Genomic DNA, 25,240 nt, shown 5'->3' with positions numbered 1-25,240 from the left:
CAAAAAAGGCCCGTGAGGGCCTTTTTTGTTCAACGGTGCAGGCAAGAACCTACCGCGTCAACGCCGCAAACCCGTCCAGCAACCGCTCGACATCGGCCGCCGCAATCGCACCCATCGTCGAGATCCGGAACAGTTCCTTCGACAGCCCGCCTTGCCCCGCATAGATCACGAAGCCGCGCGCCTTCAGCCCGTCGTGCAGCGTTTCGTACGTAACGCCTTGCGGCAACCGATACGCGCGCAGCACGACCGACGAAGCCCCTTCCGGCAACACGAGCGGCATCCCGCGCGCGGCAAGTCCGGCCTGCGCCTGATCGGCCAGCGCCTTGTAGTGCGCATGCCGCGCCCGCCAGCCACCGGCTTCATCAAACTCGCGCAGCGCCTCGACGAGCGCGTAATACGCATGCACGGACGGCGTAAACGGCGTATTCCGCTGATCCTGCAGCTTCGCGAGACGACCAAGGTCAAGATAGTAAGTACGGCTCGCGGCCTTCGCGAGCGCGCTACGGCGCACGATCACGAACGCCGCGCCCGGCACGCCGTGCAGGCACTTGTTCGCGGTCGCGGCAACCGCGTCGATCACGCCGCCGGCGAAGTCGATTGCTTCGGCGCCAAAGCTGCTGACGCCATCGACGAGCATCTTCACGCCACGCGTACGGCACACCTCGGCAATCGCACCGAGATCGTTCAACCGTCCCGTCGTCGTTTCGTGATGAATCACCGCGACGTGCGAATAGCCGCCCGCGTCGAGCCGCGCGGCGATCTGCGCGAGATCGGGTGCCTGCATCCATTCGTGCTTCAGCACGTCGTGCGCGATGCCGTATTGCGTCGCGATCTGCGTGATGCGCTCGCCGTACACGCCGTTCTCGATCACGAGCAGCTTGCCGTCCTGCGGCACGAGCGCCGCGACCATGCTTTCGACGGCGGCGGTGCCCGAGCCCGTCATCAGCACGGCGGCCCATTCGGCCGGATCGAGTTCGTAAGCGGCGACGAGGCGCGCACGCGCTTCATCCTGCAGATCGAAGAATTCGCTTTCGCGATGACACAGGTCGGGTTGCAGCAGGCTGCGGCGCACGCGTTCGGTCAGCGTTACCGGGCCGGGGTTCAGCAGCAGCATCAATGCGCTCCTTCGGCGTGGGCTTGCGCCTGTGCGGCGCCGATATGCCGCATCAGGCGGGTCTTCACTTCGACCGGCGTCACGGTCGGGCGGGGCAGGCCGTCGGGCACGCCGGTGCGAATCGCGAGTCGCACGAAGCGCGTGCCGTCGTTCGGGTTCGATGCGTCGAGCGCGGCATCGAGCACGTCGAGCGTGTCGCCTTCGACGGCCGACGCATAGCCGCATGCGGCCGCGACGCCCGCGAACGACACATGCCGCGACACCGTCGCCTGGCCGCCCGTCGATTCGTGCGCGCCGTTGTCGAGCAGCACGTGCGTGAGGTTGGACGGCCCGTAGGTGCCGAGGGTCGCGAACACGCCCATGCGCATCAGCGCGGCGCCGTCGCCGTCGACGGCCACCACGCGCAGGTCGGGGCGCGCGAGCGCGAGACCGAGCGCGAGCGGCGTCACGCAGCCCATCGAGCCGACCATGTACAACTGGTTCGGGCGATCGTCGATCGCATAGAGTTCGCGGCCGCAGAAACCGGTTGACGCGAGCACGACGGTCGAATCGACCGGCGTGTGCGCGATCACGCGTTGCAGTGCGTCCTGGCGGGTCGGCCAGACGGCAGGCGATTCCGCGCGGGCCGCCGACTGCGCGGCGACATGCGCACGCGGCGCGGCTGCCGGGTTTGCCTTCAGCTCATACGGCGCGACACTGCCTTTCTGCATCACGAGCGCGTACGGGCGGCCCGTTTCGTCCATGTGCGCGATCGCGCGGTCGAGCGCCGGGCCGACCTGTTCGGGGTCGGTCGGGAACGTCTCCCACGGGATCTCCATCGTGTCGAGCATCGCCGGCGTGATCGGGCCCATCAGCGCGTGCTGCGGCTCGTCGGACACACCGGGCTGGCCGCGCCACGTGACGATCAGCAACTGCGGCAGCCGGAACGTCCACGTCAGCGACGTGAGCGGGCTCACCGCGTTGCCGAGGCCGGAGTTCTGCATCATCGCGATCCCGCGCTTGCCGCCGAGCGTGGCGCCCGCGATCAGCGCGACCGCGTCGCCTTCGTTCGCGGCCGACAGATAGTGCAGCGTCGGGTCTTGCAGCACGTAATTGATGAACGGCGTCAGGTACGAGCAGGGCACGCCCGCGTACCAGTCGAAACCGCGCTCGCGCGCGGCCTCGACGAACTGGGCCGCTTCGATCATTGCGCGCTCCCGTTGCCGAGCGGCGTCTGGCCGTGCGCGAAGTCGCCCGCGCGGCGGAAGTCTTCCAGATCGTTGACGCCGCGCCAGTGGCCGTGCACGTACTGCACCTCGATCTTCTCGCCGGCGGCGATCAGTTCGTTGAGGAGCGTGGGGATGTCGAGCGTGTCGAAATCGGGGCGCGCCTGCAGCGTCGCGAGCATCGCCTTCAGGCGCTCGACGCCGGCGCCGCGCACGTTCAGCAGGCCGATCCAGCGGCCGTGCGGCGTGCCCGCGGCGACGTCGCTCGACACGCGTTGCAGGTAGGTTTTCTGGCCGAACAGGCCGCGGTCGTCCGCCGCCGAGCAGAGCGCGAAGTCGCGCACGCTCTGGTTGGTCGGCTCGGTGAGCGACGAATCGACGACGACGCTGAACTCGGCCTCGCTCTCCGCGAGGTCGCGCACGATGTAGCTGCGGAACAGCAGGTCGCCGTACGAGATCACGGTGTCGCCGGTCAGGCGTTCGGCCGCGCACGCGAGCGACGCGAGTTCGCCCGTCTGCGCGTGGCGCTCGTTGACGACGAGCTTGATACCCGACGTGTCGATCGCGTCGGCACGATAGCCGCCGACCACGGTGATGTCGTTCACGCCGTGCGTCTTGAAGCCGTCGACGAGCCAGCGCAGCAGCGGCTTGCCGGCGACCGGCAGCATGACCTTGGGTTTATCTTCGGTCACGGCTTCGAGGCCCTTGCCGCGGCTCGCGGCGAGCACGATCGCCGCGTTCGACGCGCGCGACGACGACGACAGGTAGATGCGCTCGGCCGCCGAGTATTCGTCGGCGTCCTGCAGGCGGAAGATCTCGTTGACCGATGCGACGCGGTCTTCGACGTTGATCAGCGTCTGGTTCTCATGGATCTCGCGTGCGACGGACTGCATCGCCGATGCCGACGCGCGGATCAGGTGGTTCGCCCAGATCACGGTGCTGATGCCGGCCTGGCGGAACACGTCGGTCGGCGTGCTGTAGTACTTGGTCGGCACGATCACGAGCGGCGCCTTGCCGCTCCATTCGCGCGCGAACTGCAGGATCTCGTCCGGGCGCGACAGCTTGCTGTGGATCAGGATCGCGTCGGCGCCGGCTTCCGCGTACGCATTCGCGCGGCGCAGCGCCTCGTCCATCCCCCAGCCCGCGATCAGTGCCTCGACACGCGCGACGATCGAGAAGTCGGGATCGCTCTGCGAGTCCTTGCCGGCCTTGATCTTGCCGCAGAATTCGTCGATTTCCGCGAGCGGCTGGCGCTCGCCGCCGATGAAGCTGTTCGTTTTCGGGAACTGCTTGTCCTCGATGCACACGCCGGCGATGCCGCGCTGCTCGAGCTTCTTCACGAGGCGGCGCACGTTGTTGAAGTTGCCGTAGCCGGTGTCGCCGTCGAGCAGGATCGGCAGGTCGCTCGCGTCGGCCATGAATTCGAGCACGTCGACGACCTGGGTCCAGCTCGCTTCGTTGTTGTCGCGCACGCCGAACTGCGCGGAGATCGCGAGGCCCGACGCCCAGATCCCCTTGAAGCCGGCCTCGCGGACGATCCGCGCGGACAGGCCGTTGTGCGCTTCCATCAGGAATTCGAGTTCGTTGCTGACGAGCATGCGGCGCAGGCGCGCGCTGCGCGATTCGGAGAAGTTGGGTTCGCGTGCATTCATCGTGCGGCTCCTGCGGTCGTGCGTTGAATCAGGGGGAGGATTTCTTGCGTCGCGCGCGCGACGTCGTTCGGGAAGTCGATTTCGATCCACGGCGAACCGGTGACGTCGGCGACGTCGAACGAATGGCCGCCTTCGAGCAGCAGGTCGCGCACGGCTTCCTCGTGCGGCATGTTCGCGCGGCCGCTGTCGACGTAGCCCGCGACGATTTTCGCGAGGCGGCGCGCGGTGCCTTCGGTGAAGCGGAAGAAGCCGACCGACTCGCCGATCGTGTCGTAGTCGAGGTCGACCGCGAGCTGCTTGCGCAGCTCGACCGGCACGCCGTTCTTCAGGCACAGCTTCACGGGTTCGTCGCCGGCCTCGAAGTCGCGGTCGATCAGCAGGCGGTCGACCGCCTTGTCCTGATCGGCCACCAGCGCGTGCAGGATGTTCTCGTCGTACAGCACGTCGGCGTCCATCAGCAGCACGTCGCCGCCGCGCGTCATCGCATCGGCGACGGTGTGCACGGTCAGCACGCTGCCGAGGTCGTAGCGCTCGTTCAGCACGATCTCGGCGGTGCGGCCGAGGCGCTTCAGCTCCTGCTCGACCTTCTCGGACTGGAAGCCGAGCCCGAGCACGATTTCGTCGACGCCCGCGGCATCGAGCACGCGCAGATGGCGCTCGAGCAGCGATACGTCGTCGAAGCGCAGCAGGCACTTCGGGAACTGCGCTTCGGGCGGTTGTTGCAGGCGCAAGCCGAGGCCTGCCGCAAGAATGATGGCTCGCATGGGTTCTCCAACCAAAAAGCCGGCGGATCTGAACGATCAGTCGGCGAGCGGCTGCGGCGCACGGCGCCGCTGCCAGTTTCTTTCACTGAAATGCAGATAGAGCAGGCCGGGCAGGCCGAGCGCGAGCTCGCGCGCGCGCTTCGCGAGCGACAGCGCGAGCGCCGCGTCGGGCGGCAGGCCGACCAGCGGGGCGAGCAGCAGGTAACCGCCTTCCTGTGCGCCGAGCGAGCCGGGAATCGCGAACGCCGCACCGCGAATCGCCTGGCCGACGCTCTCGAGCAGCAGCGCGTCGAGCCAGCTGACCGGGTGCCCGAGGAAGTGCAGCGCGAGCCACACTTCGGCGGTGCCGACGATCCAGCCGACGAGGCTCAATGCGAAGGTCTTCGCGACCTTCGCGCGATCGCGGTACAGCGCACCGACCGCGTCGTCGATCGCGTCCGCGCGGGTCGCCAGCGACGACCAGTCGCGCGGGCCGAGCAGCTTCGACGCGATGCGCAGCCCGCGGCCGAACAGCCCGCGCCGCTGCGCCGCGTAGAACGCGATGGCGAGCGCGCCGAGCACGCCGGTGGCGATCAGCGCGGGCGTGCGCAGATGCGCGACCGAATCGTGCGTCGCATAGAGACTGAACGCTGCGATGCCGATCAGCGCGAACGCCATCTGCGCGAGCGCCTGCATCGTCGTGCCGACGGTGACGACGGCGGCCGCATCGGCCATGCGCGTGCCGCGCTGCGCGAGATGGCGCACCATCAGCACCGGGCCGCCGATCTGTCCGGCGGGCAGCAGGCTGTTCACCGATTCGCCGACCCAGCGCGCGCGCAGCGCGTTGCCGAGCTCGGCGCCCGGCTGGCCGTGGCGGAACATCACGGAAATCGCCATCGCGTCGATCACGAGCGGCACGACGTGGAATAGCGCGACGAGCGCGAGCCCCCAGCCTGCCGCGAGGAACGTCGACGCGACCGCGCCGACGCCCTGCCACGCGAGCAGGGCGACGAACAGTGCCGTTCCGAGCGACAGCAGGATCAGGCCGGCGCGTGTCATGACCCGCTCGTCCGTCGCGACGCCAGTTGCTTGAACACCTGGCGGAAACCGAAATACGCGATCGCGTCCTTCATGTTCGAGATGAAGCGCTTCCACGGCCGCATGCCGGGGTTCGTCACGTATTCGAACGTGAGCGACACGCGCATCTCGTTCTGGCCGAGCGGCGTGATGCGATGGCGCAGCTTGTCGCCGTCGAACAGCACGATGCCGCCGTCGGCGATCTGCACGGAGCCCGGTTCGTCGGGCACGTCCGGGTTGCGCGTGTGCAGCTCGTAGTCGAGCCGGCACGACGATTCGTCGATCACGCCGATCAGCAGCGTGTAGCGGCGGCCGTCGTAATACGACGTGTCGTAGTGCCAGCCGATGTGGTCGCCCGGCTTCGTGTAGTAGTACAGCGCGTAAGCGTGCGGATCGTTGTCCGGCGACAGCATCAGCTTGTCGCCGGTGACCTTCTCCAGGAAGCCGAGCAGCGCCTTCGAGCGGTACAGTTCCGCGATGTACGGCGCCTGCTCGTCGATCGTATGACGGCTCACGCTGCCGCCCTGCTTGTGGCCGGGCAGGTAATTGCGGTTCAGGCCGGGCTGCATCGCGCGCGCGGCATCCGCGAGTTTTGCGTAGGCGTCGGGCGGCAGGAACGCGTCCAGATACAGGAACGACCCCTGGCGCGTGTAGTCGCCGCGCAGATGGTCGAGGTCGAGGCGGCCGACACAGTCGGCCACGGTGCGATCGGGATCGGCCGCAACCGCGCGCGCAGGCGCGGGGCGTGCCGGGCTCAGCACGGAGTCGTCGCGCGTGCTAGGAGTCATTTGGAAGCCTGGATTTCGGTTGGATTCTGCGCGGCCGGGTTCTGCGGGCGGTTGTCGCGCCGCACGACGCGCCACCAGTCGATCACGACCCAGGCAGCGAACAGCGGGGCGCCGATCGACGCCGCGAGCAGAAACGGCTGGACGCCGTTGGTGAGGGTCACGAGCGGCAGCAGATAGAGCACGTCTTCCGTCTCGAAGCCGCCGGCGAATGCCTGCTTGGTGCCGGCCTTGCCCGCGATCGATTCGATCCGCATGCGCAGGAAGAAGATCAGCGCGACGGCCGCGCCGGCCGCCGCGCCGAGCAGCACCGGCGACGCGACCATCCGGCCGCCCTGGGCGACGACGCCGACGCCCATGCTGACGAACAGCGCGACCGTCACGAGCGCATCGGCCGCGAGGTCGTAAAAGTGACCGATCTTGCTGGTTTTGCCGCTGATGCGCGCGAGTTCGCCGTCGGTGTGGTCGACGAAGTTCGACAGCACGATCAGGAACGCGCCTGCGTTGCTCCAGCCGAAGCCGCCGTGCGCAAGGCACCAGGCGCCGGCGAGGCCGATCAGCAGACGGACGGTGGTGAGGTGATTCGGGGTGACGGGTGTGTCGACGAGCGGTCGGACGAGCGAGCGCGCCAGCCGCGCATCCCAGGTGCGTGGCAGGGGGGGCTCGGAGCGTGTTGCGGTTTTTCTTTGGTCCATCGGCGAAATATATACGGAATTGTAATTTGTTGCTTTTTATTCGATCAATGTCCTGACATGCGGGAGTGTTACCGCGTATTCCAGACACCGGCCGGTTGCGAACCGGAGGCGCGAAACGGTGTTCGGGCAGGCGGGCCATACCTGATCCGGTGTGGTTCGCGTGGCGCGACCGTCAAGGGCGCTCAGGCGTGCCGCACGGGTTCGACGGCGCTTCCATGCGTGTGCGGAGGGGGGCGTTGCGCGCGAGCACGGTTTGATATTGGTCAGGCCGGAAAAAACGGTGGCAGGCGACAATTGGCCGCGGCGATCGCGCGTCGATTCTTGCAGGTTCATTACGGTCGTTCGCGCGGACAATGCGCGCGGGTTTCGGGGGATTGACGGTCAGCCGTTCGCAATAAGTGTTCGACCGATTCGCCGTTCGCTTTCGTGCACCTTTCGAGTGCATTCGCTGCGTGCGCAGCGCAGCGCGTCGAGGGTTCGCGCCTGTCACAGAACGGCCGTTCGATACCCGATACATTCGGCAAGTATCTTTTGCATTCGGCGGACATTTCGCGGCGATGCCCTCTGCGATACTCCGACCGTGCCTGTGGTGCCGGCCGCTCCATGCGGCCCCAAGGGCTTCGCGTCGCTCCGGAGACACCCCCCGCGACGTCAACGACAGACCAAAAGCGTCAGATAACCAGCCATGTCTTCTTCACGCATCCTCGCTCCCGCCCTGCGTTCGCTCGTCCGCACCGCCGACGAAGCCGCCGCGCTGATCCGCCCCGGCATGACCGTCGCCATGAGCGGCTTCACCGGCTCGGGCTATCCGAAGGCCGTGCCGGCCGCGCTCGCCGCGCATATCGACGCGGCGCACGCGCGCGGCGAGGACTTCCGGATCAACGTCCTGACGGGCGCCTCGACCGCGCCGGAACTCGACGGCGCGCTCGCCCGCACCAACGGCATCTCGATGCGCCTGCCGTACCAGTCCGACCCGACGCTGCGCGACAAGATCAACAGCGGCGAAGTCGACTACCAGGACGTCCACCTGAGCCACGTCGCGCAATACGCATGGTTCGGGCTGTACGGCGAGCTCGACGTCGCGATCGTCGAAGTCGCGGGCATCCGCGAGGACGGGCTGCTGATTCCGTCCGCGTCGATCGGCAACAACAAGACGTGGCTCGAGCAGGCGAAGCACGTGATCCTCGAGGTCAACGCGCGCCAGCCGCTCGGCCTCGACGGGATGCACGACGTCTACTACGGCACCGCGCTGCCGCCGCACCGCAAGCCGATTCCGCTGACGAAAAGCGACGACCGCATCGGCGAGCCGTACCTGCGCTGCCCGGCCGACAAGATCGTCGCGATCGTCGAGACCGATGCGCCGGACCGCAGCAACGCATTCTCCGCGCCGGACGCCACGTCGAAGCAGATCGCGCATCAGCTGATCGACTTCCTGCGCCACGAAGTGAAGCGCGGCCGCCTGCCGGAAAACCTGCTGCCGCTGCAGTCGGGCGTCGGCAACATCACGAACGCGGTGCTCGCGGAACTGAGCTCGGCCGGCTTCTCGAACCTGACCGCTTACACCGAGGTGATCCAGGACGGCATGCTCGACCTGCTCGACGACGGCACGCTGAGCTTCGCGTCGGCCACGGCGCTGTCGCTGAGCCCGGCCGCCGTGCAGCGCTTCGCCGACGAGATCGCGACGTTCCGCGAAAAGATCCTGCTGCGCCCGCAGGAGATCAGCAACCATCCGGAACTCGTGCGCCGCCTCGGCTGCATCGCGATGAACGGGATGATCGAAGCCGACATCTACGGCAACGTGAATTCGACGCACGTGATGGGCACGAAGATCCAGAACGGCATCGGCGGCTCGGGCGACTTCGCGCGCAACGGCTACCTGTCGTGCTTCATGTCGGCCAGTACCGCGAAGGGCGGCGCGATCTCGCGGATCGTGCCGATGGCGAGCCACGTCGACCATACCGAGCACGATGTCGCGGTGGTGGTCACCGAGCAGGGGCTCGCCGATCTGCGCGGCCTGTCGCCGAAGCAGCGCGCGCGCAAGGTCATCGCGACCTGCGCGCATCCGGACTACCGGCCGATGCTCGAGGACTACTTCGAGCGCGCGTCGCGCGAGAGCTTCGGCAAGCACACGCCGCATCTGCTCGCCGAAGCGCTGTCGTGGCACGAACGCTACGTGCGCACCGGCACGATGAAGGCCTGACGGGAGGTTTGACACGATGCACCGGGGGCGCGCGATGCGTGCGCCCGGCGTGCCGTCAATCCATCGCCGCGTGCGAGACGTCGACGCTCGCCGTTTTCTGCGGCGGGCGGATCAGCAGCAACAGCGGGATCATCAGCAGCGTCGCGACGAACATCAGCTTGAAGTCGTTCAGGTACGCGATCATCGCGGCCTGCTGGTTGATCGTGCGGTCGAGCAGCGCGATGTCCAGATGGCTGCCGGCCATCGCCTGCACGGCCGGGTTGAACGGCGTGATGTGGGTCGCGAGGTCGGCGTGCGCGACCTGTGTGTTGCGCGTCATCAGCGTCTGCACGATCGAGATGCCGATACTGCTGCCGATGTTGCGCATCAGGCTGTAGGTTGCGGTGCCGTCCGCACGCAGCTCGGGCGTCAGCGTCGAGAACGACAGCGCGCTCAGCGGCACGAACACCAGCCCCAGCCCGAAGCCCTGGACCACGCCGGGCCACACGATGTCCGCCTCGGACAGCACGATCGTGTACTGCATCATCTGCCATAGCGCGAGCGCGGAAATCGCCAGCCCGGCGAGCAGCAACGCGCGCGCGTCCACGTATTTCAATAATCGCCCGACGAACAGCATCGCGATCATCGTGCCTGCGCCGCTCGGCGCGGTGACGAGGCCCGTCGTCGCGACCGGATAGCCCATCAGGTTCTGCAGCATCGGCGGCAACAGCGCACGCGTCGCATACAGCACCGCGCCGACGACGAAGATGAACAGCGTGCCGGTCGCGAAGTTCGGGTCGCGCAGCAATTCCGACTTGAAGAACGACGCCTTGCCGACGGTCGCCGTATGCACGAGGAAGAACGCGAAGCTGAGCGCCGCGACGAGCGCTTCGATGCGGATCTCGTACGAGCCGAACCAGTCGAGCTGTTCGCCGCGGTCGAGCATCGCCTGGAACGCACCGATCGCGAGCGCGAGCGTCGCGAAGCCGAACGCGTCGAATTTCACGTGCGGGCGCGGCGCGCGCGCGGGCAGGAAAGTCAGCACGCCGGCCAGCGCGAACGCGCCGATCGGCACGTTGATGAAGAACACCCAGCGCCAGTTGTAGCTGTCGGTGAGCCAGCCGCCGAGCGTCGGGCCGAGGATCGGGCCGACCATCACGCCCATCCCCCAGATCGCCATCGCCTGACCCTGCTTCTCGCGCGGGTTGATGTCGAGCAGGATCGATTGCGACAGCGGCACCAGCGCGGCGCCGAACACACCCTGCAGCAACCGCGCGCCGACGATCTGCACGAGCGATTCGGACAGCCCGCACAGCGCGGACGCGATCGTGAAGCCGGCGATCGAGATCGTCAGCAGCCGCTTCATGCTGAGCCGGTCGGACAGCCAGCCGGTCAGCGGCGTCGCGATCGCCGCGGCCACGATGTACGAGGTCAGTACCCAGGTGATTTCGTCCTGCGACGCGGACATCGTGCCCTGCATGTGCGGCAGCGCGACGTTCGCGATCGTGCTGTCGAGCGTCTGGATCAGCGTCGCGAGCATGATCGACAGGGTCAGCATCGGCCGATTGAGGGCGGGCGGCGAGGCGGCAGCGTCGGCGGCGGGGGGATTCAAGCGGTGTCTCCGTGGAGCGGTCGCCGTGGGCGGCGATCCGGTATGACCAGAATTATAAGCACGCTTATTATATTCGTGCTCATCGCCGTGCCCGTGTCGCGCGGGCCATGAACGGCTTGACCCTATAATCGCCCGATGGACAAGACCTACGAGAACCGGATCGGCTACCTGATTTCCGACGTGGCCCGTTTGCAAGGACGCCTGTTCGACCGGCGCGCGAAGCGCCTCGGGCTCACGCGCGCGCAAAGCCGCGTGCTCGCGTATCTCACGTGGAAAGGCGAGATGAATCAGGCGCGGCTTGCGGAATGGCTCGAGATCACGCCGATCTCGCTGACGCGGCTGCTCGACCGGATGGAAAGCTACGGCTGGATCGAGCGGATCGCGAACGACGACGATCGCCGCGCGTTCGTGATCCGGCTGACCGACAAGTCGCGCGCGATCTTTCCGCAGATGCTGGAAGTGGGCGATACCGTGTCCGACGACGGGCTGCGCGGGTTCACCCCCGACGAGCGCGACACGCTGGTGCGCCTGCTCGGGCGCGTGCGCCACAACCTGATCGACAGCGGCGGCGAATGATGCGGGCGTCCGTCTGGACGCACCGTTTGCAACGACAATAAAGAGAACACTGAGAGATGACACAGGCACGACGAATCGGCCGCAAGACCCGTATTGCCCTTTTCACCGCGCTCGCGCTGATCCTGATCCTCGGGATCGGCATCGTCTGGCTCGCGCGGGACGACGATGCGCCCGTGACGTTCGACGAGGCGATGGCGAAGGCGAAGCTCGGCGACCCGGTCGGCGAATACAACGTGGGCGTGATGTACGAGACCGGCAACGGCGTCGAGCGCAATGTCGACGAAGCCGCGAAGTGGTACAGGCGTGCGGCCGATCACGGCGATTCGTCCGCGCAGAACAATCTCGGCACGCTTTACGAAGACGGCACCGGCGTCCCGCAAAGCGCGTCGGAGGCCGTGGGCTGGTATCGGCGCTCGGCCGCGCAGGACAACGCGAGCGCGTGGGGCAATCTTGGCCGCGCGTACGAGGATGGGCGAGGCGTGCCGCAGGATCTGGCGGAGGCGGTGCGGTTCTACCGGCTTGCGGCCGAACATGGCTCGGCCAAAGGGCAATTGTTCCTCGGGATGATGTACGACGACGGCAAGGGCGTGCCGCAGGATTACGCGGAAGCCGCGAAATGGTATCGACGGGCGGCCGAGCAGGACAACCCGAAGGCGCAGAACAGCCTCGGCTATCTGTACGACGTCGGGCACGGGGTGCCTCAGAGCGATACCGACGCATTCGACTGGTATCGGCGTGCCGCGGAACAGGGCAATGCGAACGCGCAGAACAATCTCGGCCTGATGTATGAAAACGGGCAGGGCGTGCGCAAGGACGACACCGAAGCCGTGAGCTGGTACCGGCTGGCTGCCGAGCAGGGCATCGCATCGTCGCTGTTTCGCCTTGGCCTGAGGTACTACTCGGGTGGTGGCGTCGACCACGATCCGATTGCCGCGAATGCGCTGTTCGGTCTGGCCGCCGCGGCGGGCGATACGCGTGCGCAGGCGTATCTCGATCAGGGCGCGAAACTCACGGCGCCGGCCGATATCGAGAAAGCCGCAAAGCTGAAGGCGGCAATGAGCCGGCCGGGCAAGCTGCTCGACGCGCTCGACCATTACGAGGAAACGGCGCAACGCAGCGATGGCGGGTGACATCTCGACGGCCGCTCCGCTTCGATGGACGTGGAGCGCGCTTTCTCCGCCGGGCGGCGGTCGCGCGACCGTTTTCGGTCTGGTCCGTCAGTACCCCGGCGCGGGCAGCGCGACCGCAGCCAGATAAAGCCCCGCGCCGAACACCAGATGCGTGACGATGCTGCGCCGGCGCGCGATGCCCGGCTGCGGCGTGCGCGATGCGGCGACGCCAAAGCCGAATGCCGGCTGCATCACGAAGAACGGCGCGGCGACGCTGGCCAGGCCCGTGACGAGTGCGGGCATGGGCGTCGGCGTGCCGACCCATTCCGTGCCGGCGATCGCGACGGGCAGCATCGCGAACGCGGCACCGATCGCGTAATGCGCGACCCAGCCGAACGCCCGTTCGCCCGGCACGGGCGGCGCGGCGGCGATCGACGCGTGCCGGAACCGGCCGCGCATCATGTGGCCGAGCCAGCGGCCGACCAGCGCGTAATCGAGCGACGGAATCCCGAACATCCTGCGCCGGAACAGCGCCCACAAATCCATCAGGAGCGTCGCGCCTGCGCCGATCAGCAGGATGCGCAGCAGGAGGTCGGGTGACGTCATCGCGCGCCTTTGCAGGGAAGGGCGGCGGCTGCGTGGGGCAACGGGCGGCGGGGCGGTTTCGGCGGTGTCATGGCGGTCCGGGCTTGTGTCGAAGGATGCGAGCGACTATCTTGCAACTTCAAGTTCACTTGAGGTCAAGCATGAGTCGTCTGGACATCGCCGATGTCGCGCGCCGCTCGGGATTGCCCGCGTCGACGCTGCGTTACTACGAGGAAAAGGGCTTGATCGTGCCGATGGGTCGTCACGGGCTGCGACGCCAATACGACGAGTCGGTGCTGGAGCGCCTCGCGCTGATCGCGCTCGGCCGCGAGGCCGGTTTTTCGCTGGACGACATTCTCGCGATGTTCGGCGCGGACGGCCGGCCCGCGATCGATCGCGCGAAGCTCGACGACAAGGCCGACGAGCTCGATCGCACGATCCGCCGTCTCGGTGCGGTGCGCGACGCGTTGCGGCATGCGGCCGTCTGCCCGGCGCCGAGCCATCTCGAGTGCCCGTCGTTTCGCAAGCTGCTGCGTATCGCCGCGCATCGTCATCCGGCGCGCCGTGCAAAGGCGGAGGGGGCGTAGGCGGCCTGGCCGGGCAGCATTGCGCAACGGCCCGCCGCACCCGGCGAGTGCGCCGCGCGCGTCATCCCGCGTAATACATGCGGCATTCCATCTCGCGTCCGCGCACGATGCGCTTGCCGACGAGCGTACCGAGCGTTTCGGTGACGATCGTCCGCTGATGCTCGCATTGCAACGCATCGTAGAAGTAGAGCGCGACCCAGTCCGCCGTGCGAACGGCGTCCTGCGGGCGCGCGGGATACGGGCACAGCGCGGTGAAATGCCAGCCGCCTTTCGTCAGGTGCATCACCGGCGGCGACACGCTGACGTCCGCGTTCACGCGCCGGGGCACGAGCGTCGGCAGGATGCCGGCGGCGGCCTTGTTGCGATACAGGCGATCGATGTAAAGCAGCAGTTCGACGGGCGGTTCGGTGCCGGGGTCGGCGTTGCGCGCGTGGCCTTGCCAGCGGCGGCGCCGGGTCAGTACGTCGTCGAGCGCGGCGCGGATGCCGGCCGCGCGGCGCGGGCCGACGCCCGCGATCGCCTCGAGCTGGCCGCTGCGGGCCGCACGTTCGAGATCCTCGAGCGTATCGATGTGCAACTGGTCGTGTATTCGCAGCGCGAGCGCGTGGCCGATGCCGGGCACGGCTTCGAAGGCGGATGCGCGTTCCGCTGCGCCGCGCAGCCGGTCGAGCAGGCGCCAGCGCCCGGTCACCAATAGCTCGGCGATCGCTTGCGCGACGCCCGTGCCGGTCTCCGGCAGCGCACCGAGCGCATCGACGCCGCCCGCTTCGAAGCGGGTGCGCAGGCCGTCGTCGAGCGACTCGATCGTGTCGGCCGACGCGCGGTATGCGGCAACCCGATAGGGATTGGCGCCCTGGTCGGCAAGCAACTGCGCGGCTTCGCGCAGGCATGCCGCGATCTGCCGGTTTTCCTCGTTCGTCTCGCTGACGCTCGTCTGCATGGAGAGGGGCCCCGGAAAGCGCAAACGGAATGGACGCGGCGCGTCATGCGACGGTCTGTCTTGCATTTCAGCACATTGTCGCGGCAAGCGACGAACAAAACTTGATGCACATCAATGGCAAACGTTGTGCGGGCGGAACCGGATCGTGCGCGGCACTGTCGCGTTCGCGCCGGGTGGGCACCAACGCGCGGCCGCGCGCCGCAACCGGTTACGCGTCGAGGAACGCGTGCGCGCCTTCGGCCTCGGCGGCCGTGCGCAGCGTCGCGAGCGCGCGCTTCTCGATCTGCCGCACGCGTTCGCGCGACATCCCCGCGTCCTGCGCGATCGCGTCGTAGGTGTCGGGCTCGGCGCCGCCGAGACCGAACCGCCGGCGCAGCACGTCGGCCTCGGCCGGCGTGACGGAGCGCAGCAGCGACGTCACGCATTCGTGCATGCGCGTGTTCGCCAGCCGCTCGAACGGACTCGCCGAAGCCTGGTCCTCGATCAGGTCGACGAGGCCGGTGTCCGTGTCGGGCATCGGCGTGTCGAGCGACAGCGGCTCCGCCGGCAGCGCGAGCACGGCGCGCAGCTTGTCCTCGGCCATTCCGGTTTCGGCGGCGAGCTCGGCCGGCGTCGCGCGACGGCCCGTGCGCTGGCGGAAACGCAATGCATGCCGCTGCACGCGCTGGTACTGGTCGCCGACGTGCACGGGCACGCGGATCGTGCGCGAGCGGTCGGCGACCGCGCGCGCGACCGCCTGCCGGATCCACCAGGTCGCGTAGGTCGAAAACTTGAAGCCGCGCCGGTATTCGAACTTCTCGATCGCACGCATCAACCCGAGGCAGCCGTCCTGCACGAGGTCCGGCAGTTCGATGCCGCGGTTCATGTACTTGCGCGCGATCGACAGCACGAGCCGCAGGTTCGCTTCCAGCATCGCGCGGGTGCCGTCGCGCACTTTCTGCTGACCGTCGCTCAGCGCGGCGCCGAGTGCCCGCCGCGCGACCGAGTCGAAGCAGGCGGTGTCGCTGCCGGCGGGCGTGTCCGGCGCATCGGCCGGCGTGGACGCGAGCGTACGCACGACGCGGCTCGCGTCGTCGACGGCCGGTGCAACCCATGCCAGCGTATCGAGCAACGCGGCGAGCCGGTTGCGCGCGTCGCGGTATTCGGTCGAGCGGCAGCCTTGCGCATGCAATGCGCCGCGCACGGCCGCGACCGCGTCGAGCAGCGTGTCGTTGCGCGCGGGGGCGGGCGTGTCAGCGTCCTTGGCGTCCTTGACGTCATCGCCTTCGTCGCCGGCCGCGCCGGTTGCGCCCGTTGCGCCCGTTGCGCCGTGGCGCGCGAGCAGCACGTCGACCGCCGCCGGACAACCGGCGAGCGCATGCAGGATCTGATGGCGGCCTGTTTCGATTTCGCGCGCGAGCACGATTTCGTCTTCGCGCTTGAGCAGCGGCACCGCATGGATGCGCCGCATGTAGAGCGCGAGCGGATCGGTCGACGCGCTCGTGCCGCGGGCGAGCTCGCCGAGCAGCGCGCGGCCCTCGTCGAGCGCGTCGCGATCGACGTCGACCGGCGCCGCGCCCGCGAACGGCACCGGCGCGGCCGGCTCGTCGAGCACGGCAATGCCGATGTCCGCCAGCGCGGCGCGCACGACGTCCAGCGCGTCGGGGCTGTCGCTTTCGGGCGGCAGCGCGTCGACGAGATCGGCGTGCGTCAGATAACCCTGCTCGCCGGCAAGGGCCAGCAACTGGATGATCGGATCGAGGGGCGTGTCCGCCCGGAGTGTGGGGCGTGGCGTAGTCATGTCGATGGCGGCGCGAGCCGCGTTCCTGTCTGGGCGGGCCGAAGTCCGCGGGTTTCAGGCTGCCGGTGCTCGCGAACGCCCGTCCGCGCCGGAAGTCTGACTAGGTTCAAGTTGAGGGCATTCGCGCGAACTTCAACGTCGGCGCGGCAGACGCGCGAGCACGCGGCGTGCCCGCAGCGACCGGAACCGTCGTTCGGTGCGGGAAACAAAAAGTAACCGATCATACCCGCGGAAATATGCAGGGGACGTAAGCTAGAGGCAGGCGCGCGCCAGGCGGCGGCGCAAGGATTCCTGCGGAGCAATACATGAACGCTATCACTGCCGCGAGGCCGATCGCCATGGCACTGGCCATGCTGACGCTGAGCGGCTGCTATTACACGGGGCCGTATGGTTATGGGCCGTATTACGCACCCGTGCCTGCCACGGTGACGCAGCGGGCGTTGCCGGTTGCGCCGGCGAGCCCGGCGCCGTCCGTCTCGTCGGCGCCTGCTGCGCCAACAGTGCCGGCCGCTCCGCCGCCGGCGGATGACTATGCGCAGGCCCCGGCCTATGCCGCGCCGGCCTACGTGCCGTACCCGGCCTACTATCCCGCGTATTACCCGGGCTGGTACGGCCCGCCCGTCACGATCGGCCTCGGCTTCTGGGGGCACTGGGGCGGCGGATACCGGGGCGGATACTGGCGCCGCCCGTGGGGCGGCGGCCACTGGGGGGGCGGACATTGGGGCGGTGGCCATCGACACTGACCGGCGCGCGGCGGCACCGCGCGGGAGAGCATCATGAGCAATACCATCATTCGAAGTCTGTGCGCCGTTCTCTTCGGCATCGCGGCCATACCGGGCATCGCCGACGCACAGAGCAGCGCCTACACGAACTCGGCGGCCGAACTGTATGCCGGGCCCGCGCCCGATTACCCGGTCGTCGCACAGATCCCGCCCGGCACCGCGCTGGACGTGTTCGGCTGCCTGAACGACTACTCGTGGTGCGATGTCGCGCTGCCGGGCGTGCGCGGCTGGATCGACGCGGAGCAGCTCGACTACCCGTACCAGGGCAACTACGTGCCGTTGCTTCAGTACGGCGCGATCATCGGCGTGCCGATTACCGGGTTCGCGATCGGCGCGTACTGGGATCGCTACTACCGGAACCGGCCGTGGTTCCACGACCGCGATCGCTGGGAGCATCGCCCCGAGCCGCGGGTCGGCCCGGGTGGGAGGCCGCCGGCACAGGGGCACCCGCAGCCGGGCGGCCCGATCCTGCACGCGCCGGGCGGTGCGCAGCATGATGCACGGCCGTCGGCCACGCGCGGCGGCTGGAACGGCCCGAACCGCGCGCCGGCGCCGATGCCGGGCGCCCCCGGCAATGCGCATGCGCCGAGCCCGCCGCCGGCTGCGCCGAGTGGCGGGCCGCGGATGATGGTGCCGCAGGGGCATCAGGGCGGCGGCGGTTATGCACGCCCGCAAGGCGGCGGAAACGGCGGCGGAAACCACGGTGGCGGTGGAGGAGGCGGTGGCGGTGGTGGCGGTGGCCACGATGAATTCCGCCATTGACTGACGCCGCCGGTGCCGCGGCCCCGCCGGCGCCGGACGAAAAAAAGCCGCTCCGGGGAGCGGCGTCCTGATCAGGCGGGCGGGCCGTTCGCATGCCCGCCGTCTTGCATCAGTCGTCGAGCAGCGACAAGTCGCGCACGGCGCCCTTGTCGGCCGACATCACGAGCTTCGCATAGGCCTTCAGCGCCGCGGACACCTTGCGCGGGCGCGGTTGCGCCGGCTTCCAGCCCTTCGCGTTCTGCTCTTCGCGGCGGCGCGCGAGTTCCTCGTCCGACACCAGCACGTCGATCGTGCGATTCGGGATGTCGATGCGGATCTTGTCGCCGTCGCGCACGAGGCCGATCGCGCCGCCCGCTGCCGCTTCCGGCGAGCAGTGGCCGATCGACAGGCCCGACGTACCGCCTGAGAAGCGGCCGTCCGTCAGCAGCGCGCACGCCTTGCCGAGACCCTTCGACTTGATGTAGCTCGTCGGGTACAGCATTTCCTGCATGCCCGGGCCGCCCTTGGGGCCTTCGTAGCGCACGATCACGATGTCGCCGGCCTTGACCTTGTCGTTCAGGATGTTCTCGACGGCTTCGTCCTGCGACTCGGTCACGTGGGCCGAGCCCTCGAACACGTGGATGCTCTCGTCGACGCCGGCCGTCTTCACCACGCAGCCGTCGAGCGCGATGTTGCCGGTCAGCACGGCGAGGCCGCCTTCCTTCGAGAACGCATGCTCGTACGAGCGGATGCAGCCTTCGGCGCGATCGACGTCGAGGCTCGGCCAGCGCGTGTTCTGGCTGAACGCGACCTGCGTCGGAATCCCGGCCGGGCCGGCGAGGTAGAACGTGCGGACCGCTTCGTCCTGCGTGCGGACGATGTCCCACTGGTCGAGCGCATCCTTCAGCGTCGGCGCGTGCACGGTCGGCACGTCGGTGTGCAGCTTGCCGGCGCGCTCGAGCTCGCCGAGGATCGCCATGATGCCGCCGGCGCGGTGCACGTCTTCGATGTGGTACTTGTTCGTGTTCGGCGCGACCTTGCACAGCTGCGGCACGGTGCGCGACAGGCGATCGATGTCCTTCATCGTGAAGTCGATGCCGGCTTCCTGCGCGATTGCCAGCAGGTGCAGGATGGTGTTGGTCGAACCGCCCATCGCGATGTCGAGCGTCATCGCGTTTTCGAACGCCTTGAAGCCGACCGAGCGCGGCAGCGCGCGCATGTCGTCCTGCTCGTAGTGCTGGCGCGTGAGTTCGACGATGCGGCGGCCGGCGCGCTTGAACAGCTGCTCGCGATCGGCATGCGTCGCGACGACCGTGCCGTTGCCGGGCAGCGACAGGCCGAGCGCTTCGGTCAGGCAGTTCATCGAGTTCGCGGTGAACATGCCCGAGCACGAACCGCAGGTCGGGCAGGCCGAGCGTTCGACTTCGGCGACGTCCGCATCCGAATACGACTGGTCGGCGGCGATCACCATCGCGTCGACGAGGTCGAGCTTCTTCAGTTCGACGGTCTTGGTCACCGGGTTCGCGAGGCGCGTCTTGCCGGCTTCCATCGGGCCGCCCGACACGAAGATCACCGGGATGTTCAGGCGCATCGCGGCCATCAGCATCCCCGGGGTGATCTTGTCGCAGTTCGAGATGCAGACCATCGCGTCCGCGCAGTGCGCGTTCACCATGTATTCGACCGAGTCGGCGATGATGTCGCGGCTCGGCAGCGAATAGAGCATGCCGTCATGGCCCATCGCGATGCCGTCGTCGACGGCGATCGTGTTGAATTCCTTCGCGACGCCGCCCGCGGCTTCGATTTCGCGCGCGACGAGCTGGCCGAGATCCTTCAGGTGCACGTGCCCCGGCACGAACTGTGTGAACGAGTTGACGACCGCGATGATCGGCTTCGAGAAATCGTCGTCTTTCATGCCGGTGGCGCGCCACAGCGAGCGCGCACCTGCCATGTTGCGGCCGGCGGTGGAGGTTTTGGAGCGGTATGTGGGCATGGTGATGGCTGAAGAAATATCGCGGAAAAGGGTGGAGGCTCGGGAATAAAGGCCTCTCTCGCGCCCGTGCGAACAACCTCTTGAGCTGCGCCCAGGGCAAACTCGGCGATTATCCCACAGCCGATGGGGCAGTGGCGCTCACGGGGCGGGCCATGCGCCGGGTAGGCGGCGCGCAGGCGGGACGTGAGCGGGGCATGGGCGGGGTGCAGGCATCGCCGCACGGAACGGCGGGCGGCGGCCGCACCGCCGTTCCGCCGGCAATGGCGGCCGCCGCCGCTCGCGCGTCAGTCGAGCAGCGTCAGGATTTCGTCGTACAGCGCCTGCGGAATCCGCACGCCGTTCGCGACGCTGCGCGCGCGGGCGTCGAAGCGCCGTTGCGACGGCAGCCGCGCGCCTTGCCCGATGATCGCGCCGAACATCCGCTCGCCGCGCGCGAGGCCCGCGTCGAGATCGTCGCCGAGGAACACCTTCGGGTCGAACGCGATCACGAGTTCGCCGTGGCACGGCGTCGCGCCGACGCCTTCGTCGAAGTCCATCGACTCCTGGCTCGTCATGTCGCCGATCAGCGCGCCGCCGAGCAGCTCGACCATCGCCGCGAGCGCCGAACCCTTGTGACCGCCGAACGTGCGCATCGCGCCCTGCAGCGCGGCCTTCGGATCGGTGGTCGGCTGGCCGTCGGCGCCGATCGCCCAGTGCGGCGGGATCGCCTTGCCTTGCTTCGCGTGCAGCTCGATGTCGCCGCGAGCGATCGCGCTCGTCGCGAAGTCGAACACGAACGGCACGCCGTCCGGGCGCGGCCATGCGAACGCGATCGGGTTGGTGCCGAACACCGGCTCGTGGCCGCCTTCCGGCGCGACCCAGCTATGGCTCGGGTTCATCGTGATGCCGACCAGCCCTTCGGCGGCGATCGCTTCGACCTCGGGCCACAGCGCCGAGAAGTGGTAGCAGTGGTTGATCGCCATCGCGGCGATCCCGTGCTGCTTCGCCATCTCGACGAGCACCGGCAGGCCGGTTTCGAAGCTCAGCAGCGAGAAGCCGCGATGCGCGTCGACCGCGACGATCGACGACGACAGCCGGCGCAGCGTCGGCACCGCCTGCGGATCGACCTTGCCTTTCTTCAGCGAGCGCACGCACACGAGCAGCCGGTACACGCCGTGCGAGTGGCACTCGTCGCGCTGGCCCTGCGTGATCACGTTGGCGATCGCCTGCGCATGCGCATCGGACATCCCGTTGTGCGTCAGCACCCGCAGCGCGAGTGCATGCACCTCATCGAGCGACAGGACGACTTCGGCGAGCGGCTCAGACATCGCGCGCTTCCCGCGGCGCGGGCACGCCGTCGATGCGTTGCGGCACGTTCAGCGGATTGCCGTTGCGGATCGCGTCGGGCAGCAGGGCGTCCGGCACGTCCTGGTATGACACCGGCCGCAGGAAACGCTCGATCGCGCGTGCGCCGACCGACGTCGTGCGCGTGTCGGACGTGGCCGGGAACGGGCCGCCGTGCACCATCGCGTGACCGACCTCGACACCCGTGCCGAAGCCGTTGACGAGAATGCGGCCGGCCTTGCGCTCCAGCGTCGGGCGCAGCGCGGCGAACAGCGCGGCATCGCCGTCGGCGAGATGGGCGGCGATCGTCAACTGGCCTTCGAGCGATTTCAGCACGCGATGCAGCGTGTCGGCATCCGGGCAGCGGACGATCAGCGAGGCGGGGCCGAATACTTCGTCACGCAGTTCGGGGTGGGCGATGAACGCGTCCGCGGAGGTGGCGAACAGTGCCGCACGCGCCTGGTAGCGGCTGCCTTCCACGCCTTCCGCGAGCAGCTCGACCTTGTCGTGCGCGCGCAGCGAGGCAACGCCTTGTGCGTAGCTCGCGTGAATGTGCGGCGTCAGCATCGTCTGCGCGGCAGTGGCCTGCGCGGCGGTGGCCGCCGCGGCTTCGAAGGCGCGCAGCGCGGGGCCGTCGATCGCGAGCACGAGGCCCGGGTTCGTGCAGAACTGGCCGGCGCCGAGTGCGAGCGACGCGACGAACTGCGGCGCGATCGCGCCGTGGCGCGCGTCGAGCGCGGCCGGGAACAGCAGCACCGGGTTGATCGAGCTCATCTCCGCATAGACCGGAATCGGCTCGTGGCGCGCGGCCGCGATGTTCATCAGCGCGACGCCGCCACGGCGCGAGCCGGTGAAGCCGACGGCCTTGATGCGCGGATCGGCGACGAGCGCCTGGCCGATTTCGCGCGACGCGTCGAACAGCAGCGAGAACACGCCCGCCGGCAGACCGCATTCGCGCACGGCTTGCTGGATCGCGCGGCCGACGAGTTCGGACGTGCCCGGATGCGCGGAGTGCGCCTTGACGATCACCGGGCAGCCGGCGGCGAGTGCCGATGCGGTATCGCCGCCGGCGACCGAGAACGCGAGCGGGAAGTTCGATGCGCCGAACACGGCGACCGGCCCGATCGCGACGTTGCGCAGGCGCAGGTCGACGCGCGGCAGCGGCTTGCGGTCCGGGCGGGCCGGGTCGATGCGCGCATCGACGTAACTGCCGTCGCGCACGAGCGATGCGAACAGCGCGAGCTGGCCGACCGTGCGGCCGCGTTCGCCTTCGACGCGTGCGCGCGGCAGGCCCGTTTCGGTGACGCAGCGCTCGATCAGGTCGTCGCCGAGCGCCATGATGTTGCGGCCGATCGCGTCGAGAAACGCCGCGCGTTGCTCGGGGCGCGTTTCGCGGTACGTGTCGAATGCGTCGTCGGCGAGCGCGCAGGCCGTCTCCAGGTCTTGCAGGCTCGCGCCGCCGAACGCGGGTTCGAGCGTGTCGCCGGTGGCGGCGGCGATCGCGTGGAGGGTGCCGTTCTGTCCGGCGACGGCCGACTGGCCGATCAGGAGCTGACCTGTGAGTTGCATGGTTTTCCTCGGAAAATGCGGGGCCGGGCGTGATGGGCCCGGCCGGAGTGAAAAGGGGGACGCGGGGGCGTCAGCCTTCGTCGTCTTCGAGCTGGAGCTTGTCGGAACGGATGCCGGTGTTGGCGCCCCAGTAGTAGATGACGAGCGCGACGGCCGCGACGACGACCGTGTCGTACGGATGCGCGAGCTGGCCGGTGCCGCCGAAGCCGCCGAAGTACGACAGCACGATCATTGCGGCGTAGAACGCGATCAGCCATGCCGACGAGCGCACCTGCTCGGCGAGGCTCAGGTGCGCGGTCGGCACCCAGCGGCGGCACGCGAGATAGATCACGAACATCACGATCTGCAGGCCGAGCAGCCAGGACACCGTGCTCCAGCCCGACCAGTAGACGATCAGCGCGGCGATCGCGAACGATGCGGGGCCGGTGATGCCGAACGCGACCGCGCGGAACGGCCGCGGCAGGTCGGGGGCGGTGCGGCGCAGCGCGGCGACCGACACGGGCGCGACCGCGTAGCTCAGCACGAGCGCGGCCGACACGATGTTGATCAGCGCTTCCCACGACGGGAACGGCATCGTCCAGAAGATCGCGAGACCGAACGTGAGCCAGAGGCCCGCGCGCGGGATGCCCGACGCTTCGTCGACGCGCGTGAACATCTTGAAGAACGTGCCCGTCTTCGCCCAGCCGTAGACGACGCGCGGCGTCGCGTTCATGTAGATGTTGCCGCAGCCGCTCGGCGAGATCATCGCGTCGGCGACGACCATCACCGCGAGCCAGCCCACGCCGAGCGCGAGCGCGATGTCGCGGTACGGCAGCGAGAATGCCTTGCTCACGTCGTGCCAGCCGGCGGCGAGCATGTCGGTGGGAATGCTGCCGATGAACGCGAGCTGCAGCAGCACGTAGATCAGCGTCGACAGCAGGATCGACAGGATCAGCGCGATCGGGATCGTGCGCTGCGGATTGCGCACTTCGCTCGCGACCGACACGATCGGCGTGAGGCCGAGGTACGCGAAGATGATGCCGCCGGCCGACACGGCCATCTCGATGCCCGGCATGCCGAACGGCGCGAAGCCGTGCACGGTCAGGTTGGCGGGCTTGAAGAACGTGAACAGTACCGCGATCACCGACAGCGGCACGATGAACTTGAAGACGCTGATGATGTTGTTCGCCTTCGCGAACGTCTTCACGCTCGAATAGTTCAGGTAAAAGAAGAAGCAGAGCAGCCCGGCCTGCAGGAGCCAGCCGAGCGTGGTCGGATCGCTCGAGCCCGCCTGGGTCAGGCTCGGAAACCATGCGGCCGCGTACTGGCGCGCGGCGACCACTTCGATCGCGATCAGGCTCGAGAACGCGATCAGCGTGATGAAACCCATCAGGTAGCCGAGCAGCGGGCCGTGCGAGAACACCGGGTAGCGAACCACGCCGCCCGCGCGCGGCAGCGCGGCGCCGAGTTCGCAGTAGACGATGCCGAGCAGCAGCACCGAGAAGCCGCCGAGCAGCCACGAGAAGATGCCGGCCGGGCCGGCGATCGTCGACACGTGACTCGCGGCGAACAGCCAGCCCGAACCGAAAATCGCGCCGAGGCCGATGAACGTCAGGTCGGTCAGCGACAACTGCTTCTTGAACTTGCCGTGACCCGCGTCGGCGGACGCTGGACCGGAAATCGGAACGGACGAGGATGTGTTGCCTTGGCCTGGCATGGGTTTGTCTCCTGGGTAATGTCGGGGCAGGTGCGTCGGGGCAGGTGCGTCGGGGCAGGTGCGTCGGGGCAGGTGCGTCGGGGCAGGTGCGGTTGCGCCGCGCTCTCACGGAGCAGCGGCGCACACCTGCCGGCCGGCGTGCGACCGGTGCGGGCCGCGGGGCCGTTCATGCGCCGCCGGAGGCGGTGACGCAGCGAGCGGGCCCGTACGGGCCATGCCGGACCGGAAGTGACGGCGCGACGGGGGAAGCCGCTGCGCCGCCGGAAGAATCGACCCGCGCGATCGGCGCGGTCAGCGGTTCGCCCGGTTCTTTTCGGCGCGGTGCGTGGTGTCGCAAGCGATGGAAGAGCCCGGTGCAGCCCCGTTGCTGATGACGGGGAAAACTCCGGTCCGCTGGATGGCGTTTCGACTCACTGCAATCTCCTGCTTCGTATCGATCGACGACAGGCGCGTCGATGTGCAACCAGTATCGCCGTGCAAACACCCATCACGCTTGAGCC

The 25,240-nt window shown here is 68.5% G+C and carries 21 protein-coding genes; 6 read left to right on the top strand and 15 right to left on the bottom strand.

What is annotated here, in order from left to right; genetic code table 11:
- Window positions 1-49: 49 nt before the first annotated feature.
- The 7 genes from BME24068_RS22130 to BME24068_RS22100 are packed head-to-tail and all read right to left on the bottom strand — an operon-like array spanning window position 50 to window position 7,271.
- Window positions 50-1,114 carry a 2-aminoethylphosphonate aminotransferase gene (locus tag BME24068_RS22130; RefSeq protein WP_174927374.1) on the bottom strand — a complete coding sequence of 355 codons (1,065 nt, stop codon included), beginning with the start codon at window positions 1,112-1,114 and terminating at the stop codon, window positions 50-52.
- Entirely contained in the window at window positions 1,114-2,301 is a 1,188-nt protein-coding gene (aepY, locus tag BME24068_RS22125) for a phosphonopyruvate decarboxylase (protein ID WP_174927373.1), read from the bottom strand. The genes BME24068_RS22130 and aepY overlap by 1 nt, the downstream gene beginning before the upstream one ends.
- Window positions 2,298-3,971, bottom strand: coding sequence for a phosphoenolpyruvate mutase (gene aepX, locus BME24068_RS22120; RefSeq protein WP_096499140.1), 1,674 nt, complete (start codon window positions 3,969-3,971; stop codon window positions 2,298-2,300). The genes aepY and aepX overlap by 4 nt, the downstream gene beginning before the upstream one ends.
- Complete coding sequence (locus BME24068_RS22115; protein ID WP_096499138.1) at window positions 3,968-4,735, bottom strand: phosphocholine cytidylyltransferase family protein; 768 nt, start codon at window positions 4,733-4,735, stop codon at window positions 3,968-3,970. Before BME24068_RS22115 ends, aepX begins: the two co-directional genes overlap by 4 nt.
- Before the next feature lie 36 nt (window positions 4,736-4,771).
- The gene (locus tag BME24068_RS22110; RefSeq protein ID WP_174927372.1) at window positions 4,772-5,773 is read right to left on the bottom strand and encodes an HpnL family protein; all 1,002 of its coding nucleotides are present in this window, start codon (window positions 5,771-5,773) and stop codon (window positions 4,772-4,774) included.
- A complete protein-coding gene (locus tag BME24068_RS22105; RefSeq protein ID WP_096499134.1) occupies window positions 5,770-6,579 on the bottom strand; it encodes a HalD/BesD family halogenase in 810 nt (269 codons plus the stop codon). The genes BME24068_RS22110 and BME24068_RS22105 overlap by 4 nt, the downstream gene beginning before the upstream one ends.
- Window positions 6,576-7,271, bottom strand: coding sequence for a CDP-alcohol phosphatidyltransferase family protein (locus tag BME24068_RS22100; protein ID WP_096499132.1), 696 nt, complete (start codon window positions 7,269-7,271; stop codon window positions 6,576-6,578). Before BME24068_RS22100 ends, BME24068_RS22105 begins: the two co-directional genes overlap by 4 nt.
- Window positions 7,272-7,956: 685 nt before the next feature.
- Between BME24068_RS22100 and BME24068_RS22095 the strand changes: the two genes are divergently transcribed.
- Entirely contained in the window at window positions 7,957-9,471 is a 1,515-nt protein-coding gene (locus BME24068_RS22095) for a succinyl-CoA:acetate CoA-transferase ScpC (protein WP_174927371.1), read from the top strand.
- 55 nt (window positions 9,472-9,526) lie between these two features.
- Here the strand turns inward: BME24068_RS22095 and BME24068_RS22090 are convergent, their stop codons facing one another.
- Window positions 9,527-11,008: a DHA2 family efflux MFS transporter permease subunit gene (locus BME24068_RS22090; RefSeq protein ID WP_096499339.1), complete on the bottom strand. Its 1,482-nt coding sequence runs from the start codon at window positions 11,006-11,008 to the stop codon at window positions 9,527-9,529.
- A 189-nt stretch (window positions 11,009-11,197) separates the two neighbouring features.
- Here BME24068_RS22090 and BME24068_RS22085 point away from each other — a divergent pair, with 189 nt between their 5' ends.
- Both BME24068_RS22085 and BME24068_RS22080 read left to right on the top strand, forming a co-directional pair.
- The gene (locus BME24068_RS22085) at window positions 11,198-11,638 is read left to right on the top strand and encodes a MarR family winged helix-turn-helix transcriptional regulator (protein WP_096499128.1); all 441 of its coding nucleotides are present in this window, start codon (window positions 11,198-11,200) and stop codon (window positions 11,636-11,638) included.
- Window positions 11,639-11,694: 56 nt separating this feature from the next.
- Window positions 11,695-12,768 (top strand): tetratricopeptide repeat protein, encoded by a 1,074-nt coding sequence (locus tag BME24068_RS22080; RefSeq protein WP_174927370.1) that lies wholly within the window; start codon window positions 11,695-11,697, stop codon window positions 12,766-12,768.
- An 87-nt stretch (window positions 12,769-12,855) separates the two neighbouring features.
- Here BME24068_RS22080 and BME24068_RS22075 read toward each other — a convergent pair whose 3' ends face one another.
- Complete coding sequence (locus tag BME24068_RS22075) at window positions 12,856-13,353, bottom strand: DUF2938 domain-containing protein (RefSeq protein ID WP_174927369.1); 498 nt, start codon at window positions 13,351-13,353, stop codon at window positions 12,856-12,858.
- 140 nt (window positions 13,354-13,493) lie between these two features.
- Between BME24068_RS22075 and BME24068_RS22070 the strand changes: the two genes are divergently transcribed.
- Window positions 13,494-13,919, top strand: coding sequence for a helix-turn-helix domain-containing protein (locus BME24068_RS22070; RefSeq protein WP_174927368.1), 426 nt, complete (start codon window positions 13,494-13,496; stop codon window positions 13,917-13,919).
- A gap of 61 nt (window positions 13,920-13,980) precedes the next feature.
- Here BME24068_RS22070 and BME24068_RS22065 read toward each other — a convergent pair whose 3' ends face one another.
- Window positions 13,981-14,859, bottom strand: coding sequence for a helix-hairpin-helix domain-containing protein (locus tag BME24068_RS22065; protein WP_096499120.1), 879 nt, complete (start codon window positions 14,857-14,859; stop codon window positions 13,981-13,983).
- 208 nt (window positions 14,860-15,067) lie between these two features.
- On the bottom strand, window positions 15,068-16,639 hold the full coding sequence (locus BME24068_RS22060) for a sigma-70 family RNA polymerase sigma factor (RefSeq protein ID WP_174927367.1): 1,572 nt from the start codon (window positions 16,637-16,639) through the stop codon (window positions 15,068-15,070).
- 305 nt (window positions 16,640-16,944) lie between these two features.
- On the opposite strand from BME24068_RS22060, the gene BME24068_RS22055 reads away from it, so the two are divergent.
- Window positions 16,945-17,382 (top strand): hypothetical protein, encoded by a 438-nt coding sequence (locus BME24068_RS22055; protein ID WP_096499116.1) that lies wholly within the window; start codon window positions 16,945-16,947, stop codon window positions 17,380-17,382.
- Window positions 17,383-17,415: 33 nt separating this feature from the next.
- On the top strand, window positions 17,416-18,183 hold the full coding sequence (locus BME24068_RS22050) for an SH3 domain-containing protein (protein ID WP_174927366.1): 768 nt from the start codon (window positions 17,416-17,418) through the stop codon (window positions 18,181-18,183).
- A 109-nt stretch (window positions 18,184-18,292) separates the two neighbouring features.
- On the opposite strand, the gene ilvD is transcribed toward BME24068_RS22050, so the two are convergent.
- From ilvD to BME24068_RS22030, 4 genes are all read right to left on the bottom strand, one after another.
- Window positions 18,293-20,152 (bottom strand): dihydroxy-acid dehydratase, encoded by a 1,860-nt coding sequence (gene ilvD, locus BME24068_RS22045; protein WP_096499112.1) that lies wholly within the window; start codon window positions 20,150-20,152, stop codon window positions 18,293-18,295.
- 284 nt (window positions 20,153-20,436) lie between these two features.
- Window positions 20,437-21,459, bottom strand: coding sequence for an Ldh family oxidoreductase (locus tag BME24068_RS22040; protein ID WP_174927365.1), 1,023 nt, complete (start codon window positions 21,457-21,459; stop codon window positions 20,437-20,439).
- Window positions 21,452-23,044: an aldehyde dehydrogenase (NADP(+)) gene (locus BME24068_RS22035; protein ID WP_174927364.1), complete on the bottom strand. Its 1,593-nt coding sequence runs from the start codon at window positions 23,042-23,044 to the stop codon at window positions 21,452-21,454. Before BME24068_RS22035 ends, BME24068_RS22040 begins: the two co-directional genes overlap by 8 nt.
- Window positions 23,045-23,114: 70 nt before the next feature.
- Window positions 23,115-24,740 (bottom strand): APC family permease, encoded by a 1,626-nt coding sequence (locus BME24068_RS22030; protein ID WP_096499106.1) that lies wholly within the window; start codon window positions 24,738-24,740, stop codon window positions 23,115-23,117.
- Window positions 24,741-25,240 lie beyond the last annotated feature (500 nt).

Source organism: Burkholderia anthina, assembly GCF_902498995.1.
GTDB lineage: Bacteria > Pseudomonadota > Gammaproteobacteria > Burkholderiales > Burkholderiaceae > Burkholderia > Burkholderia anthina.
The sequence above is the reverse complement of the archived record's forward strand: the minus strand, read 5'-3'. Positions and strand labels throughout refer to the sequence as shown.